The sequence below is a fragment of the Streptomyces sp. NPDC002896 genome (assembly GCF_040295225.1).
Taxonomy (GTDB): Bacteria; Actinomycetota; Actinomycetes; order Streptomycetales; family Streptomycetaceae; genus Streptomyces.
The window spans coordinates 25,581-41,353 of record NZ_JBEOVA010000017.1 but is presented as its reverse complement, the minus strand read 5'-3'; the positions used below and the strand labels follow the sequence as shown (position 1 = coordinate 41,353).

At 70.2% G+C, this 15,773-nt stretch carries 10 protein-coding genes; 1 reads left to right on the top strand and 9 read right to left on the bottom strand.

What is annotated here, in order from left to right:
• Nucleotides 1-26: 26 nt before the first annotated feature.
• The 5 genes from ABT009_RS28530 to ABT009_RS28510 all read right to left on the bottom strand — a co-directional run bounded on the left by ABT009_RS28530 (nt 27) and on the right by ABT009_RS28510 (nt 7,673).
• Nucleotides 27-2,597 carry a glycoside hydrolase family 2 protein gene (locus tag ABT009_RS28530; protein ID WP_351300908.1) on the bottom strand — a complete coding sequence of 857 codons (2,571 nt, stop codon included), beginning with the start codon at nt 2,595-2,597 and terminating at the stop codon, nt 27-29.
• Between the two features lie 65 nt (nt 2,598-2,662).
• Nucleotides 2,663-4,318 carry a type 2 periplasmic-binding domain-containing protein gene (locus ABT009_RS28525; RefSeq protein WP_351300905.1) on the bottom strand — a complete coding sequence of 552 codons (1,656 nt, stop codon included), beginning with the start codon at nt 4,316-4,318 and terminating at the stop codon, nt 2,663-2,665.
• 51 nt (nt 4,319-4,369) lie between these two features.
• Entirely contained in the window at nt 4,370-5,368 is a 999-nt protein-coding gene (locus tag ABT009_RS28520; RefSeq protein WP_351300902.1) for a carbohydrate ABC transporter permease, read from the bottom strand.
• Nucleotides 5,365-6,366: an ABC transporter permease gene (locus ABT009_RS28515; protein ID WP_351300899.1), complete on the bottom strand. Its 1,002-nt coding sequence runs from the start codon at nt 6,364-6,366 to the stop codon at nt 5,365-5,367. Before ABT009_RS28515 ends, ABT009_RS28520 begins: the two co-directional genes overlap by 4 nt.
• Nucleotides 6,363-7,673: an enolase C-terminal domain-like protein gene (locus tag ABT009_RS28510; protein ID WP_351300896.1), complete on the bottom strand. Its 1,311-nt coding sequence runs from the start codon at nt 7,671-7,673 to the stop codon at nt 6,363-6,365. Before ABT009_RS28510 ends, ABT009_RS28515 begins: the two co-directional genes overlap by 4 nt.
• Nucleotides 7,674-8,082: 409 nt before the next feature.
• Between ABT009_RS28510 and ABT009_RS28505 the strand changes: the two genes are divergently transcribed.
• Nucleotides 8,083-10,554, top strand: coding sequence for a glycoside hydrolase family 31 protein (locus ABT009_RS28505; protein WP_351300893.1), 2,472 nt, complete (start codon nt 8,083-8,085; stop codon nt 10,552-10,554).
• A gap of 54 nt (nt 10,555-10,608) precedes the next feature.
• Here the strand turns inward: ABT009_RS28505 and ABT009_RS28500 are convergent, their stop codons facing one another.
• The 4 genes from ABT009_RS28500 to ABT009_RS28485 are packed head-to-tail and all read right to left on the bottom strand — an operon-like array spanning nt 10,609 to nt 15,715.
• Nucleotides 10,609-12,744, bottom strand: coding sequence for a glycoside hydrolase family 36 protein (locus tag ABT009_RS28500; RefSeq protein WP_351300890.1), 2,136 nt, complete (start codon nt 12,742-12,744; stop codon nt 10,609-10,611).
• Between the two features lie 43 nt (nt 12,745-12,787).
• Nucleotides 12,788-13,366: a ThuA domain-containing protein gene (locus ABT009_RS28495; protein WP_351300887.1), complete on the bottom strand. Its 579-nt coding sequence runs from the start codon at nt 13,364-13,366 to the stop codon at nt 12,788-12,790.
• The gene (locus ABT009_RS28490; RefSeq protein ID WP_351300884.1) at nt 13,321-13,488 is read right to left on the bottom strand and encodes a hypothetical protein; all 168 of its coding nucleotides are present in this window, start codon (nt 13,486-13,488) and stop codon (nt 13,321-13,323) included. The genes ABT009_RS28495 and ABT009_RS28490 overlap by 46 nt, the downstream gene beginning before the upstream one ends.
• Before the next feature lie 52 nt (nt 13,489-13,540).
• On the bottom strand, nt 13,541-15,715 hold the full coding sequence (locus tag ABT009_RS28485) for a beta-galactosidase (RefSeq protein WP_351300881.1): 2,175 nt from the start codon (nt 15,713-15,715) through the stop codon (nt 13,541-13,543).
• Between the last annotated feature and the right edge of the window lie 58 nt (nt 15,716-15,773).

Genomic DNA, 15,773 nt, shown 5'->3' with positions numbered 1-15,773 from the left:
CTCGCGGGACACCGCCCGGCGGCCGCTCACAGGCGGCCGAGGACGGACAGGGCGACGATGCCCGGCGCCTCGTCGGCGTCGTCGTGCGGGTGCAGCAGGCGCACCCGGACCTGGAGGGCCACCGTCTCGGTGGCTTCGAGATCGTGCCGCGTGGAGGCGTCGCTTGGCGAAGGGTGAACGGGGACGGCGATCTCGGTCCAGGTGTCCCGGTCGCGGGACGCCTCGACGACGAAGCGGTGCGGACCGGGTTCCGTGAACTCCACCCGCACGCCGCTGACCGTCACCAGACGCTCCAGGTCGACGGCCACCCACGGCGCAGGGTCCAGGGCCGAGGGAGCCCAAGACGTCTCCGGCGTACCGTCGTTGACGTGGAGCGAGGCGCGGCCGGGGAGGTGGCTGCTGCACCTTGTCGGGTTGTCCCGGCCGAAGACGGTGCGACCACCTGGCCGTGGCGCTGCGGCGGTGGGCGGTGTCGGGTGGCGGTCGAGGGGGACGGGGGACGGGCCGTCCAGGGGCGGTCCGTCCGTCGTCCGCAGTTCCAGGACCGCGTCCGGGAGGTTCTCGGAGGTGGCTCGGATGCGGGTCGTGCCCGCGTGGTACGAGCGGAAGAACGCCGCGGCCGCTCCGTCGCGCAGCGCGCACAGGGCGTTCCCTTCCGGACCGCCCGGACCGCCCGGACCGCTCGGAGCTTCCGGATCATCCGGCACGAAGCGGATGCGGCGGCCGGTGGCGAACTCGCCCGGACCGTGCTCGATGGTCAGGGTCACGGGCGCGCAGGCCGAGACCGGATGTCCCGCGGTGTCGGTGAGGGTGACCGTCACATGGATGTCGTCGGTCCCGTCCGCGTGTTCCAGGACGGTGCGGTCCGCGGACAGCCGCAGCCGCGCGGGCTCGCCGGGGTTCGGCCAGGCGGGCGGGGGGATGTGGCGGTAGTGGGCGCGGTACCAGTACCAGGAGCGTTTGGGCAGGCGCGCGTAGTCGACCAGGCCCATGGAGCCGAAGTGCCGGCCGGCGATGCTGCCGTGGTCGAAGCCGCACCACACGGCCTCGCCGCTGCGCCAGGGCTGCCGCCACGGGAACGGGGTGTCGCCGGAGGGCTCGTACTCCTTTGCCAGGTCGCCCCAACCGGGGGCGTACGGGCCGGGCCGGTCAGTGATCACCGAGCCGTACTCGGAGACGAGATTCGGCACCCCCGGGTCGGGGAAGAGCCAGGCGCCGTCGCCGTTGTAGCCCGCGAGATCGCCGATGCGGTCGGTGCCGCCGCGCTGGACACCGCCGACGGCCGCCGGACGGCTCGCGTCCAACTCGTGGGACAGCTCGACGAGTTCGGCGAGGAAGCGGCGGACCTCGGGCAGGACCCCGTCGTCGCAGAAGAACGCCTCGTTGCCCATGCTCCAGGCGATCACGGACGGGCTGTTGCGGTTGATGCGGATCATCTCGGCGAGTTGGGAGCGCACGCTCGCCTCGAACCCCGGCCGGTGCTTCTCCTCGACCGGGTAGGAGCCCCCGCTCCACGGCGAGGTGCCGCCGGGGCCCGTGCCCCAGAAGACGCACTCGGACCAGACGAGCAGCCCGATCTCGTCGGAGTGTGTGGTGAACACGGGGTCATGGGGGTAGTGCGAGCCGCGTACGAAGTCGAAGCCGGCCGCCTTGACGGTGTCCAGGTCGCGTCGGACGGAGCGGTTGGTGACCGCGTCGCCCCAACCCGCCTGGTCCTGATGGACATTGGCGCCGAGGAGGTAGCGGTGGGTGCCGTTGAGGGAGAAGCCGTGCTCGGCGCTCCAGGTGAAGTGGCGGAAGCCGAAGGGGGTTTCGTAGCGGTCGAGGGTTGTGCCGTCCGGGGCCGTGAGGGTGGAGACGGCCCGGTAGAGGAGGGGTGTCTCGGGGCTCCACATCCGGATGGCGGACAGCGCCCGCGTGCGGTGCGTGACCGTCACCGTTGCCCCGGCGGCGAACTCCGCAGGCGACGAGTGCACGGTGGCGGCGAGGTGGCCGTCCGGGTCCAGGACGTGGGTGGTCAGGCGTGCCCGGACCGCGTGCGGCGAGCTGTTGCGCACCTCCGCCTCCACGTGCACCACGGGGCGTCCGTGCTCGACGCCCGGCGTGGTGACGCGCGTGCCGCACCAGTCGACGTGCAACGGGTTCAGGGTGTCGAGCCATACGTCCCGGTACAGGCCGCCGGAGAAGACGTGTTCTCCCGCGAGCGGTGCGATCTCGGGGTTCCATGTGTTGTCGACGCGGACCGCAAGGACGTTGCGGCCCGCCCGCACATGGGCGGTGATGTCGACCGGGAAGCCCGTGTACCCGCCTTCGTGGTGGCCGGCGTGTGCCCCGTTGACGTACACGTCGGCCACCTGGAACGCGCCCTCGAACTCCAGCCGGACCACCCCCGACACAGCCACCTTGTCCAGGTCGAGCTCGCGCCGGTACCAGCCGGCGCCGACGTAGAACGTCGACTCCTGGAAGTAAGGCAGGCTGAAGGAGTGGGGCAGTCCGGCCGGCCGCCAGTCACTGTCGTCGAAGTCCGTGCGCGCAGCGTCCGGCGGGTCGCCGAGGGCGAAACGCCAGTCGCGGTTGATGTTGGTGCGTCGTCGCATGTGTCCTCGTCAGTCGTTCTTGCGGCCCCGGTGCGCGTGCGGCAGCCGGGCGTATGAGAGGGCGGTCACTGCGAGGCGTCGTACGCCTCCTGGTACAGCTTCAGGAACTGCTTCAGGCCGAGCTTGTCCAGGTCGGCCTTGTAGGTGTCCCAGTCCGCGTCGAGGGACTTCTTGCCGGTGATGAACTGCACGTTGCTCTGCTGGACGAAGGTGCCGATGTTGGTCTGCAGGGTGGCGAGTTCCTGCGCCTTGGCGGGGTCGATCCAGGTCTCCTCGAACGGGAAGATCAGGTCCTTGGGGGCGTGCGGCTCGTACAGTTTGGTCGCCTCGTAGAGGCGGCGTTCGTAGCCCTCGGGGGACTTGATGTCCTTGGCGGCCGTCTGCGCGGTGCGGAAATCGGCGGTGTTGTTGTATTGGGCCAGCGGTCCCCACCCGCCGTTCTTCGGGGGGTTCGCGACGGCCTTGAACTCGGCCGGCTTCCCGTCGGTGCCTGTCTCTCCTGCCGCCGCGTCGGTCCATCCCTGCGGCCCGAAGGTGCTGTCGAGCCTGCCCTTGTCCGTGTAGATGTAGTCGAGCATCTTCATGGCCTGGATCTGCTCGGTCTGGGTGGCCTTGTTGGTGAGGACGAAGGTGGCGCCCGGCATGGACGGCGAGAAGTAGTCCGCGTACTGGGTTCCGTCGGGGCCCTTCAGGGGCGGCAGCGGGTCGTACTGTTTGTCCCGGCCGTCCTTCTGGCCGATCGTCACGTACTGGGCGAGGTTGCCGGTCGTGACGGCGCCCAGGCGTACTGCCCCCGCGTTGTCGCCCAGCCGTCGCAGGGCGTCTCCGTTCTGGGTGAAGGATCCGCTGTCGATCAGGCCTTCCTTGTAGAGGGACCTGATGTACTTCAGGCCTTCACGCCATTCGTCCTTGTTCGCCTGGATGTCGGTCTTGCCGTCGCGCAGGACGAGCGTGGGGTTGGCGTCCACCGTCGTGGCCATGGGCGCGTAGGTGAAGGCGTTCATCAGGTAGTTGATGACCGAGTCCGTCACGTTGCCGCTCAGCGCGATCTCGTCCGCCTTGCCGTTGCCGTTCGGGTCGTCCTTCTTGAAGGCGCGCAGGACGTCGCGGAACTCCTCGGGCGTCTGGGGCTGCTTGAGGCCGAGCTTCTTCAGCCAGGTGGTGTTGAGCCACAGCTTGCCGTAGTACGAGCAGTGGTAGCAGTCCACCCACTGCGGTATGCCGTAGATGTGCTTGTCGGGGGCCGTCGCCATCCGCTGGTAGGCGGGCTCCGCCTCGAAGGCTTTTTGGATGTTCGGCCCGTACTGCTTGACGAGCTGGTCCAGGGGCTGGATGACGCCCTGGCGGGACAGCTTGAGGAGTTCGGTCTGCGAGAACTGGTCGACCCACGGGACCAGCAGGTACAGGTCGGGCAGATCGCCGCTCGCCAGGGATATCTGGCGCTTCTCCTTCGCGGACGTGGCGTCGTAGGTCGTGGTCTGCCATCGCAGGGTGATGTTGAACTTCTTCTCCAACACCTTGGTGAAGGCATTGTTCTTGAGGCCGCCGTCGGTGCCCTGGGGGGCGAAGACGTCAAGGGTGACGTGGGGATTGCCCGTGATCTTGGGAAGCGGCTTGGACGCGTCGGCGCCCGGGGCGGGAGAGCCACTGGTACAGGCGGCGAGGGTGGCGAGCAGCGCGCCGGCGGACGCCACTTTGGTGAGCCGGGGTGAACGAGGCATGACGAGGTCCCTTCAGTGAGGTACGGGGAGAAGAAGTGGGAGCGAACCGGCTCAGCCCTTGATCGCGCCGATCATGATTCCCTTGGTGAAGTAGCGTGCGACGAACGGGTAGATGAGCAGCACCGGCACGCTGGCGATCACGATCAGGGAGTACTTGAGCAGGTCGGCCATGTGTTGCCGTTGCAGCAGCTCCGCCGCGTTCGAGGCGCTGCTGGCGTCGTTGTTGAGGATGAGGACGTTGCGCAGCACCAGCTGGATCGGATACAGATCCGAGTCCCTGAGATAGAGCAGGGCGTCGAAGTAGCCGTTCCACTGGACGATGGCGTACATCAGCGCGATCACCGCGATCATCGGCTTGGCCAGCGGCAGGGCGACCTTCCACAGGAAGCGCAGATCACCGCAGCCGTCGAGCTGGGCCGCCTCGTACAGCTCGTCGGGGATCATTGTGCGGAAGTACGTGCTGGCGATGACGACCTGCCACACGCCGATGGCCTGCGGGACGACCAGCGCCCAGCGGGTGTTGAGCATGCCCAGTTCCTGGACCACCAGATACGTGGGGATGAGGCCCCCGGAGAACAGCATGGTGAACACCACCGCGCCCATCACGGGACCACGCCCGAACAGGCTCTTGCGCGACAGCGGGAAGGCCAGGGCGATGGTGAGCGCGACGCTGACGAGCGTCCCGACGACCGTGTAGAAGACCGAGTTGAGGAAACCCGTGACGATCTGCGGGTCGCTCAACGCCACCTTGTAGCCCTGCCATGTGAAGTCGACCGGCCAGAACAGGACCTGGCCCGAGGACACGGCGGTGGGGTCGCTGAAGGAGCTGGCGAGGATGTTCAGCAGCGGCAGCAGTACGACCGCGAGGAACGTCAGCAGCAGGAGGTACGTGCAGAACAGGAACATCCGGTCGACGCGGGTTTCCTGGATTCGGCGGGGCGCCCGCCGCAGGACGGGGAGGCGGCGCGGCCGGCCCGGACGTGATCCGCGGACCAACTCCTCGTCGGGCCATTCGACTTCGGCCACTGCCGTGTCATGGGTCCGGCTCATGACCACACCCCGCTTCCGGTGACGCGCTTGGCGATGACGTTCACGAAGACGAGCAGGCAGAGGTTGACGGCCGAGTTGAGCAGTCCGACCGCGGTCGCCTGGCTGAAGTCCGCGTTGAGCAGTCCGGTCTTGTAGACGTAGGTGGCGATGATCTCCGAGGCGGAGAGGTTCAGCGGGTTCTGGAGGAGGAACGCCTTCTCGAACCCGATCGCCATGATGTTGCCGACCGCCAGAATGAGGACGATCACCGCGGTCGGCATGATGCTCGGCAGGTCCACGTGCCAGATCTTCTGCAGCCGCGAGGCGCCGTCCACGCGGGCCGCCTCGTAGAGGGACTGGTCGACGCCGGCGAGGCTGGCCAGATAGATCACCGCGGAGTAGCCGGCCGTCTGCCAGATGTCGGACCAGACGTAGATGTGCCGGAAGTAGGAGGGGTCGGCGAGCAGGTCGACGGCGTCGACGCCGAAGAATCCGAAGACGTGGCTGGTGAGCCCGACCTTGGGCGAAAGGATCATGATGATCATGGAGACGACGACGACCGTGGAGATGAAGTACGGCGCGTACGTCACCATCTGGACCGTGCGCTTGAACAGGCCCTGCCGGATCTCGTTCAGGGCGAGCGCCAGGATGATCGGGATCGGAAACGCCGCGAGGACGGCGTAGAAGGACAGCAGGAAGGTGTTCTGCACCAGCTCCCAGAACGTCGGGTTCGCCAGGAACGCCTGGAAGTGCCGGAGGCCGACCCACGGGCTGCCCCAGATGCCCTGGATCACGTTGTAGTCCTTGAACGCGATCACGCCGTTGGCCATCGGGATGTACTTGAACACCAGCAGGTGCGTCAGCGGCACCAGCATCAGCGCGTACAGCGTCCAGTGGCGGCGCAGACTGCGCCGTGCCCGCTGCCGTGCGCTGGTCTTCGTCAGTCCCTTGCCCTGCTTCCCGGGAGAGGTGGGCCGGGTCAGCTTTCCCTCCCCTTGGAGCGAGTTGATTGGTGTCATGCCGCCGGCTCCTGACTGCTCCAGACCCGGCCCTGCGGGTAGCGGTGGGCGGCCACGATGTCCGGCAGGAGCTCGGCGCCGAGGCCGGGGGCGGTGGGCGCCAGGTAATGGCCGTCACGGACGCGGACGGGATCGGCGAAGTGCTCGTGGAGGTGGTCGATGTACTCGATCTCGCGGCCCTCCGTGGAGCCGCTCACGGCCACGAAGTCGAACATCGCCAGGTGCTGCACCATCTCGCACAGGCCGACGCCCCCGGCGTGCGGACAGACCGGGACGCCGAACTTCGCGGCGAGCAGCAGCACGGCCACGTTCTCGGTGACGCCGGCGGTACGGCTCGCGTCCAGCTGCAGGACGTCGAGGGCGCCGGCCTGGAGGAACTGTTTGAACATGACCTGGTTGTGGACGTGTTCGCCGGTGGCGACCTTGACCGGGTGGATCGCCCGGCGGATGGCGGCGTGCCCGAGGACGTCGTCGGGGGAGGTGGGCTCCTCGATCCAGTACGGGTCGAACGGCGCGAGCGCCCGCATCCGGTCGATCGCCTGCCCCACGCCCCAAGCCTGGTTGGCGTCGACGGCGATCCTGACGTCGGGGCCGACGGCCTCCCGGGCCAGGCGCATCCGGCGCAGGTCTTCGTCGGGATCGGCGCCGACCTTCAGTTTGATCTGACGGAAGCCGTCGGCGACCGCCTCCTTCGACAGCCTCACCAGCTTGTCGTCGTCGTACCCGAGCCAGCCGGGCGTCGTCGTGTAGGCCGGATAGCCGCGCTCCAGCAGCAGGCGGGTGCGCTCGGCGCGTCCGGGCTCGGCGCGGCGCAGGATGCCGAGCGCTTCGTCGCGGGTGAGCGCGTCCTGGAGGTAGCGGAAGTCGACGAGGTCGACGAGCCGCTCGGGGGACAGCTCCACCAGCAGGCGCCAGACCGGCTTGCCCTCGCGCTTCGCGTACAGGTCCCAGACCGCGTTGACGACGGCCGCGGCCGCCATGTGGACGACGCCCTTGTGCGGCCCGAGCCAGCGCAACTGGCTGTCATCGGTGAGCCGGCGCGAGAACCCGCCCGGATCCGCGAGGACTTCCCGCACGGGCAGCCCGACGACCAGCGGGGCAAGTGCCTTGATCGCGGCGACCTGGACATCGTTGCCGCGGCCCACGGTGAAGGCCAGCCCGTGGCCCGCGCCGCCGGTGCTCGTGCGGAGGGTGACGTAGGCGGCCGAGTAGTCGGGTTCCGGGTTCATCGCGTCGGACCCGTCGAGCTCGCGCGACGTGGGGAAGCGGACATCAACCGCTTCGACAGCGCAGATCAGTTCAGTCATCGCGTGATATGTCCTCGGTTCGCTCAGCGGGAGGGGTGTCTCGCGGTCAGGGGAACCGCCCCTCGACACGTGTCAGGGATGTGTCGGCACGGCTACGGCCGACGTTTGACATGGGATGGATTTATAGGGCCGCCGGGGAGCCGTGTCCATACTTCGCACACGAGAAGGCTGCATTGGCATCGACTGAGCAGGAAATATCCGCTTAATCTCGGGTAGTTGTCGGTGGTGCGGACATCCTCTGCGTATCGATGTCATGGGATGTCTCGTCGGCGTTGCCTTCTGGTCCGTCAGGACCGCGTGGACCGGCCGGCTCGTCGCACCCGACGGACCACCTCATGCCGAGAATCGACCAGCAGACGACGAATTCTTCCCACGCGCATGCCGCGCGGCCGCTCCTAACGTGCGTGTCATGGCGGAGACCAAGGGAAGTAAGAAGGCCATGGGCACCGGCGATCGACCCGTGCGTTGGGAGCGGACGGCGGACGGAGTACGGCTGACCTGCCGCGGACTGTCCCTGCGGGCGGTCTGGGAGGGGCCCGGCATTTTGCGGGTCGCAGCCCGCCCCGCGTCTGACGGCGCCCCCGTCCTGGCCGACGGCCCGATGCTCGATCCGCGCCGCGAGCGACGACCCGGACCCTTCACGCTCGATGAGAAGCCCGACGAGCTGGTCATGTCCGACGGGGCGCTGGCCCTTGCCGTCGACCTCGCCACGGGGCGGCTCAGCTACCGCGACCCCGCCGGGAAACCGCTCTTCAGCGAGGTGGAGGCAGACGCGATCCGGATGGAGCTCCGCACACCGGGAACGTCGAACGGCTCCACTTCCGGCTCCACTTCCGGCTCCACTCCCGGTTCCGCTCCCGGCTACCGGGCAGGCCTCGGACTGCGGCTCACCGACGGCGAAGCCCTGTACGGCCTCGGCCAGCACGAGGAGGGCCGACTCGACCGGCGGGGCACGACGCAGTACCTGTACCAGCACAATCTCAAAGTCAGCATTCCCTTCCTGGCCTCTCCCCGCGGCTGGGGCCTTTTGTGGCACGGCTACAGCGCGATGACTTTCCAGGACGACGCGGCAGGCTGCCGTCTCCAGGCCGCCTGCGTGCCGGAACTCGACTACTTCGTGCTGGCGGGACCCGGACTCCACGACGTGGTCCGCCGCTACCGGCAGGTGACCGGGGCCGCGCCGATGCCGCCGCGCTGGGCCTTCGGCTACCTCCAGTCCAAGGAGCGCTACCACGACCAGGAGGAACTGCTGGCGGTGGCCCGCCGCTACGCCGAGCTGGGGCTGCCGCTGGAGGGCATCGTGCTCGACTGGATGTCCTGGCCGGACGGTCTGTGGGGGCAGAAGTCCCTCGACCCGGCGCGCTTCCCGGACCCCGACGACCTGTGCCGCCGCCTGCACGCCATGGGCACCCGACTGATGGTCTCCATCTGGCCGCACCACCACGGCGACGGCCCCGACCAGCGAGAACTCGCCGCCGCTGACGCCCTGCTGGCCAACGGAACCACCTATGACGCCTTCGACGCGAAGGCCCGCGCCCTGTACTGGAAGCAGGCCGAGACGGCCCTGTTCGCCAAGGGCATCGATGCCTGGTGGACCGACTGCTCGGAACCCTTCGAGGCCGACTGGAACGGTGCGACGGAGCCGTCCCCCGAGGAGCGGATGCGCATCAACACCACGGAGGCCGAGCGCTACCTGGGAGCGGCCCGCAGCAACGCCTACTCCCTCCTGCACAGCCGCGGGATCTGGGAGGGACAGCGGGCCACCGGCAGCCCCAAGCGGGTGCTCAACCTGACCCGGTCCGCCTACGCCGGCCAACAGCGCTACGCCACGTTCAGCTGGTCCGGCGACACCAACGCTACCTGGGAGACGCTGCGCCGCCAGGTCGCCGAGGGACTGAGCTTCGCCGCCTCCGGCCTGCCGTACTGGACCACCGACGTCGGGGCCTTCTTCCCCGGCAGGGTCATCCCCGGCATGGACGCGGCGTGGTTCCTGCGCGGCGACTTCGACACGGGTGCGGAGGACCCCGGCTACCGCGAACTCTTCCTGCGCTGGTTCCAGTACGCCACCTTCCTGCCGATGCTGCGCCCACACGGCACCGGCACACCGCGCGAGATCTGGCACTACGGCGAACCGGGCGACCCGGTCTACGAGACGCTGGTCCGGTTCATCCGCCTGCGCAAGCGGCTGGTCCCCTACCTCTACTCCCTCGCCGCACAGGTGACGTCCGAGAACGGCACGATGTTCCGGCCGCTCGCCTTCGACTTCGGCGACGCCCCGGAAGTGACCGCCGCGGACGACCAGTTCATGCTCGGCCCGGCGTTGATGGTCTGCCCGGTGACGAGGCCACAGCGGTACGGACCCGATGCGGTCCCGGTGCGCGACGCCCCGCGCAGCCGCGGTGTGCTGCTGCCCTCGGCGACCGACGGCACAGACGGCACGGACTGGGTGGACGTCTGGGACGGCGCTCGCCACGCGGGCGGCCGCCGTATCGAAGCCCCGACGCCGCTGGAGCGGCTGCCCGCCTACGCCCGCGCCGGATCGGTTCTTCCCCTCGCCCGTCCCGACTCCGGCCCGGAGGATCTGGACATCCTCGTCTTCCCGGGGGCGGACGGCTCCTTCGAGCTGTACGAGGACGAGGGTGACGGGTGGGGCTACGAGCAGGGTGCGAGCACGCGCACCGCGCTGCGCTGGAACGAGGCCACCGGCACGCTGACCGTCGGCCGCCCGGCGGGCGACTACCCGGGGCGCCCGGCCCGTCGCGCGCTGCGCGCCCGCCTGGTCGAGCCCGGCCGAGGCTGGGCCGACTCGTCGGCGCCGTGGGTCACCGCCGAGCAGCAGGGCCAGGAGCTGCGGATTCCCTTGCGGCAGTCGCGACCGTAGTCGCGGGAGTCCTGACCTCGGGCGGTGTCCCGCGTCCCCACCCGCCCGGACGGTTCACTCCGGACGGGCGGAGAGGCGCAGCAGTACCGCTGAAGGGGCCGACGGGAGGAACACACGGAGCGCCGCGCTCTTCGGGTCCCACGAGGCTCGCGCCTTGGTGGTGGAGGGGTACAGGACGTCGACACGGACCGGCGCACCCTGAAGGCTCGGCAGAGGGAGCACCGTCGAGTCCTCGGAGCCGTCACCGGGGCGCCGCCATACCGTGACATAGGCGGTGTCGGGGGTGTGCAGGGCCAGGGAGATCCACGGGTCGTCCCAGCCGGGCAGGCCCAGCGGCCAGGAGGGCACCGCGGTCGCCACGTCGTTCCGGATCGCCTTGTGGACCGCGACCGCCTCGTGCGTCAAGGAGCGTGCGTCGGGGGTGAGTTCGGGGAGGCGGCCCGACAGGTGAATGCGGCCGAGCAGCGCGCTGGCCATGGTGAAAGCGACCTCGTCCAGGGAGTCCTCGGGCTGCGGATAGGCCCAGACCGCTCCCTGCTCCGGGGTGACCGCGGAGGGGGCGGCTGCCGCGATGGGGGCGTACAGCTGCAGGTTCTGCTGGTCGCTGGTGGAGTGCAGCTGGACGCGGGAGAGGAGGGCGTGGTCGGTGCGCATGCCGCCGGAGGCGCAGTTCTCCAGGACGAGGCGCGGATGGCGGTCCAGGATGCCTTCCAGCCAGTCGAGTTGGGCGCGGTTGTGGCCGAGCAGGCCGTCCGCGGGGGTCTCCCCGGGGTGGCTGCTGGTGCCCGAACCGGAGTCCAGGTTGTAGTCGAGCTTGAGGTATCCGATGCCCAGTTCGCCGACCAGGCGGTCCACCACCCGGTCCAGGTGGCCGCGGGCGGCGGGGTGGCGCAGGTCGAGGTGGTAGCGGCCGGTCTCCAGGACGCGGGCGCCGTGGCGGCGGAAGAACGCCTCGTCGGGCAGGGCCGCGGCCACCGGGCTGCGCACGCCCACCACTTCGGGCTCCAGCCACAGACCCGGGACCATGCCGTGCCCCCGTATGCGGTCCAGGACCTCGTGGATGCCGCGCTCACCGGGGAAGCGGGAGGCGGCCGGCTCCCACGCGCCGACGCTGTCCCACCAGCCGCCGTTCTCGTCGTCGTACCAGCCGGCGTCGATGACGAAGTACTCGGCGCCGGCCTCGGCGGCGGCGTCGATGTGCGGCAGCAGCCGGGCCGTGGTCGGGTCACCCATCAGGCAGTTCATGTAGTCGTTGAAGATCACCGGCAGGTGGTGGTGGTCGGGGTGCGGGCGGCGGATCGCACGCCGGTAGCGGGTGAGTGCGGCGAACGCCTCGTCGACGCCGCCGGTCTCGGCGAGGGCGAGAGCGACGGGGACGGTCGTGAAGCTCGCCCCCGGTTCCAGCCGGTGCGACCAGCCGTGGGCGATGTCGCTGGGGCCGGACAGGGCCAGGAACGCGGCATCGGCGCGCTCCCCGCACTCCCACAGCCAGCCGCCGCCGTTGTGCTCGATCTGCCACAGCCAGGTCCGTCCGGTGCGGCGGTCGCTCAGTCCGCCCATCGGCAGGTGACCCGCGCTGGACCAGGAGCCCTTCCCGGACGTGGTGAAGCAGCCCTTGCCGTTGGGTCGGTGGACGCGGGCGTTGAGCGCCGGGACGGCCTGCCGCAACGGGCGCCGCTGCCAGCGGTATTCGGCCAGCCACTCGTTCTCCGCCCGGAGCAGGTCCGCGGTGTCGAGCTGCGCGGCGTCCGTGGTCAGCACGCCCAGCACCAGGGAGGTGACCGACTCCAGGTCGAGCCGTTCCCGACCCCCGTTGTGCAGTTCTACGTGGCCGCGCAGGACCGGGATGCTGTCGGGCGAGCGGTAGACCACGTGCGCGGTGAGGCCCGTCTCGGGATCGTGCATGCGGACGGTCAGCTGGTGCCAGTCCCCGTCCCGCCGGGTGTCATGGCTGCGGTAGCGCAGCCGTGCGCCGATGACGCTGTCGATCAGACGCTGGCTGGACCAGTGCCGGCCGTGGCCGCCCACGACCGCCTCGACCAGCGGCAGCGGCGCCCCCGAGCCCTTCGGCACCGGTGCGGCATCGGGGCCGCCGACGTGGCGGAGCCGTGGACGGCCGTCCTGGTCCGCATCGATGACGAGGCGCAGTGCATCGTGCCCCCAGTCGAGGAGAACGCGGTTGTCGGTCACGAGCGGGTTTCCCTTCTCTTCCTTGGTGCTCTTGGCCGGGGTGTCAACAGGCGGTACGCGCGGCGAACGCCCGGCTCGCGTGCACGGGTACGGCCGCGGGCCGCACGCAGGTGCTGGTCACGGGGAGCGCCTGTCCACTTTCGGATGCGGCGAGCAGCATCTCCATGACCTCCAGGACGTGGTAGGCGGGCCGGCCGCTCGCGCGGTGCGGGGCGCCGGAGGCGTGCGCGCTGGCCAGGTCGGCGATGCCGTAGCCGCGGTCGCGGCCGGGTAGCCGACTCGCACGGGGACGTCCTCCCGGTCCTTGGCCTCCGACCCGGCCGGCAAGAGGCGCACCGGGCCGTCGAAACAATTGCAGGTAGTACTGCTCGATGGTGACGGTGAACGGTCCGGTTCCGGCCAGCACCGGATGATCGGCCATGCCCGGCACCGGACGCGCCTCGAAGGTCGTGGACTCCCGTGCGTGGTGCACGAACTGTCCGCCGGTCATCAGCTGATAGCGGGTCTCGGCGCGGTACGCGTCGACGATGCCGCCGTGCCAGCCGGCCAGGCCGGTCTCCGCCCGGACGGCCCGGCTCAGGCCTCCGCCTGCGGGCCGGTGATCTCGCCCATCGTCCAGCACTGCACCACCAGGTCCGTGGCCGCGAGCAGTTCCGCGTCGAGGTAGCTGTCGAGGGTGTCGGAGACGGTCACCGTGTAGCCGTCCGCCTTGAGCGCGGTGACGTAGCGGTCGGTGGCGGCCACGGGGACGCGCCCGTCCCAGCCCCGCGGACGACCAGGGCACGCTTGGCGGATGTCACCGGACCTCCCCAGGGGAGGTGGAGGAGGCGGGGGAAGGGAGGGACGCGGGCTCGGTGGCGAGGACGCGGACGTCCCAGGCGCCGAGCCGCACGGGCGTGCCGGCCGGGACGGCGCCGCCGTCCAGGGCGTCGGTCAGGTCGACGTCCTCGGGTGCCTGGGCGACGGCGGGCTCCCAGTTCCAGTTATGGACCACGTGGACGCGCCGCCCGTCCTCGGCGGTGCCGGTCGCGACGGTGACGGAGTCCGGCAGGTCCCGCCAGCCGGCGCACGGGGCGGGTGCGAGCCACGCGGCGAGCGCGCGGGCGAGCTCGCGCCCAGGCACGGTCCCGACACAGGTGACGCGTCCCGCGCCGTGACGGCGGGTGGTGACGGCGGGCCACCGCTCGAAGTGCGGGTGCTCGTACGTGGCGAGGACGTCGGCGTCGTCCACGGCGAGTCCCTCGACCCACCGGGTCGCCACGGCGCCGGCGCCCAGCATGAGGGGGCTGCCCGGGGTGGAGCGCAGCGGCAGGTCTGTGTGGAGGTTGCTGAACTCGTCGTAGCGCACGCCCGCGGCCTGCACCAGGCGCGCCGGCGTTACCTCGTGGCGTGCCCGCGCCTCGTTGTCGCCGTAGCCGGTGCGCGGCCCGAGCACGAGGTGGCCGCCCGCCTCGGCGTAGGCGGCGAGCCAGTCGAGCATGCCGTCGTCCGCCACGTACAGTCCCGGCGCGATGAGGACGGGGTGCCGCTCGGCCGCCGCCTCGGGGGCGATTCCCGGGAGTTCGCCGCAGGGGTCGTGCAGCTGGCGGGCGTGCAGGATCCGTACCTGTCGTCCCGCCTCGAACGCTCCTCGATAGAACGGGTCGAAGATCCCCTCGTACGCGCCCGCGTCCGGGCCGCCGTCCGGGGCCGAGAGCGGCGGGTGCTTGTGCATCAGCCATTTGCTGGGTGCGGAGTACACCATGGCGATGTCGGCATCCGGGGTGATTCCGGCGACGAGGTCTCCCGCTCGCTCGAACTCGCCGCCCAGCCGGGCGAGTTGGGCGTAGACGCGACCCGGTCGTCCGCTGTGCGGAAGGATCCCGCCCCAGTATGTCTCGGTGCCGAAGTGCAGGGTGTGCCAGTGCCAGTACTCGATCATGCGGGCGCCGCGTGCGACCAGTGCCCACGCGGCCTGCCGCCACTGGCCGTCGAAGGCGGGCCGGTTGTCGGAGGGGCCACCGATGGCCTGGGCGTTGGTCTCCGTGATCAGGAACGGCTCCTGGCGTGAGGAGTAGATCCGGTCGGCGCTCCGGTGCAGCGCCCATGCCCCGTACGCCATCCACTGCTGGGGCAGCTTCTCGCGCGGCGGCTCGGGCATCGTGAGACTGTCCTGCATGTCGTAGTACGGGTTGCCCGCGGTGACGTCCAGTGCGTCGGTGAGTTCGTCGTCCTCCAGGCCGGGGGAGCCGTAGGCGAGGCAGGTGGTGACGAACTGCTCCGGGCGTGCGTACTCGCGCACGATGCCTGCCTGCCAGGCGATGAACTCGGTGGTCCGGCGCGCCTGGAACGCCTGCCAGGCCAGGTCGTACTGGGGCTGGGTGTTGCCCTCCGGCTTCCACAGGTCGGCCCATGTGGTCAGCCGGTGCGACCAGTACACCAGCCCCCACTCGCGGTTGAGGGTCTCCACATCGCCGTAGCGCTGCCGCAGGTCGTCCACGAACCGCTGGAAGACGCCGTGGTTGTGCGGCAGCCGCGGGCCGGGCTCGTTGTCGACCTGGAAGCCGATGACCGCGGGGTGGGAGGCGTAGCGGGCCACGATCGCGCGGATTACCCGCTCCGCGTGGAAGAGGAACGCCGGGTGGGTGATGTCGACCTCCTGGCGGGCGCCCCACGCGGCGGGGTGGCCGGCGGCGTCCTCGGCGGCGATCTCCGGGTATTGCCGGGCCAGCCACGGCGGCACCGCGTAGGTCGGGGTCCCCAGGACGACGGATATGCCGCGTTCGTGGGCGCCGTCGAGAACCGGCCGCAGCCAGTCCAGCTCAAAGCGCCCGTTCTCCGGCTCCCAGGTGGACCAGACCGACTCGCCGACCCTGATGACGGTGAACTTCGCCTCCGCCATCAGATCGAGGTCGGTCTTCAGTCGCTCGTAGGGCTGGTACTCGTGGTAATAGGCGGCGCCGAACAGGACGCGCGGGGGCAGAGATGTCATGCGGGAGACCTCGCGGAGAAGTGGGCGAGAAGGAGCGGAGGAGTGGGGGTCCCGGCAT

Excerpts from the sequence above, each read along its gene's own strand:
- ABT009_RS28530 (WP_351300908.1), bottom strand. The coding sequence starts at position 2,597 with ATGCGACGACGCACCAACATCAACCGCGACTGGCGTTTCGCCCTCGGC.
- ABT009_RS28525 (WP_351300905.1), bottom strand. The coding sequence starts at position 4,318 with ATGCCTCGTTCACCCCGGCTCACCAAAGTGGCGTCCGCCGGCGCGCTG.
- ABT009_RS28520 (WP_351300902.1), bottom strand. The coding sequence starts at position 5,368 with ATGAGCCGGACCCATGACACGGCAGTGGCCGAAGTCGAATGGCCCGAC.
- ABT009_RS28515 (WP_351300899.1), bottom strand. The coding sequence starts at position 6,366 with ATGACACCAATCAACTCGCTCCAAGGGGAGGGAAAGCTGACCCGGCCC.
- ABT009_RS28510 (WP_351300896.1), bottom strand. The coding sequence starts at position 7,673 with ATGACTGAACTGATCTGCGCTGTCGAAGCGGTTGATGTCCGCTTCCCC.
- ABT009_RS28505 (WP_351300893.1), top strand. The coding sequence starts at position 8,083 with ATGGCGGAGACCAAGGGAAGTAAGAAGGCCATGGGCACCGGCGATCGA.
- ABT009_RS28485 (WP_351300881.1), bottom strand. The coding sequence starts at position 15,715 with ATGACATCTCTGCCCCCGCGCGTCCTGTTCGGCGCCGCCTATTACCAC.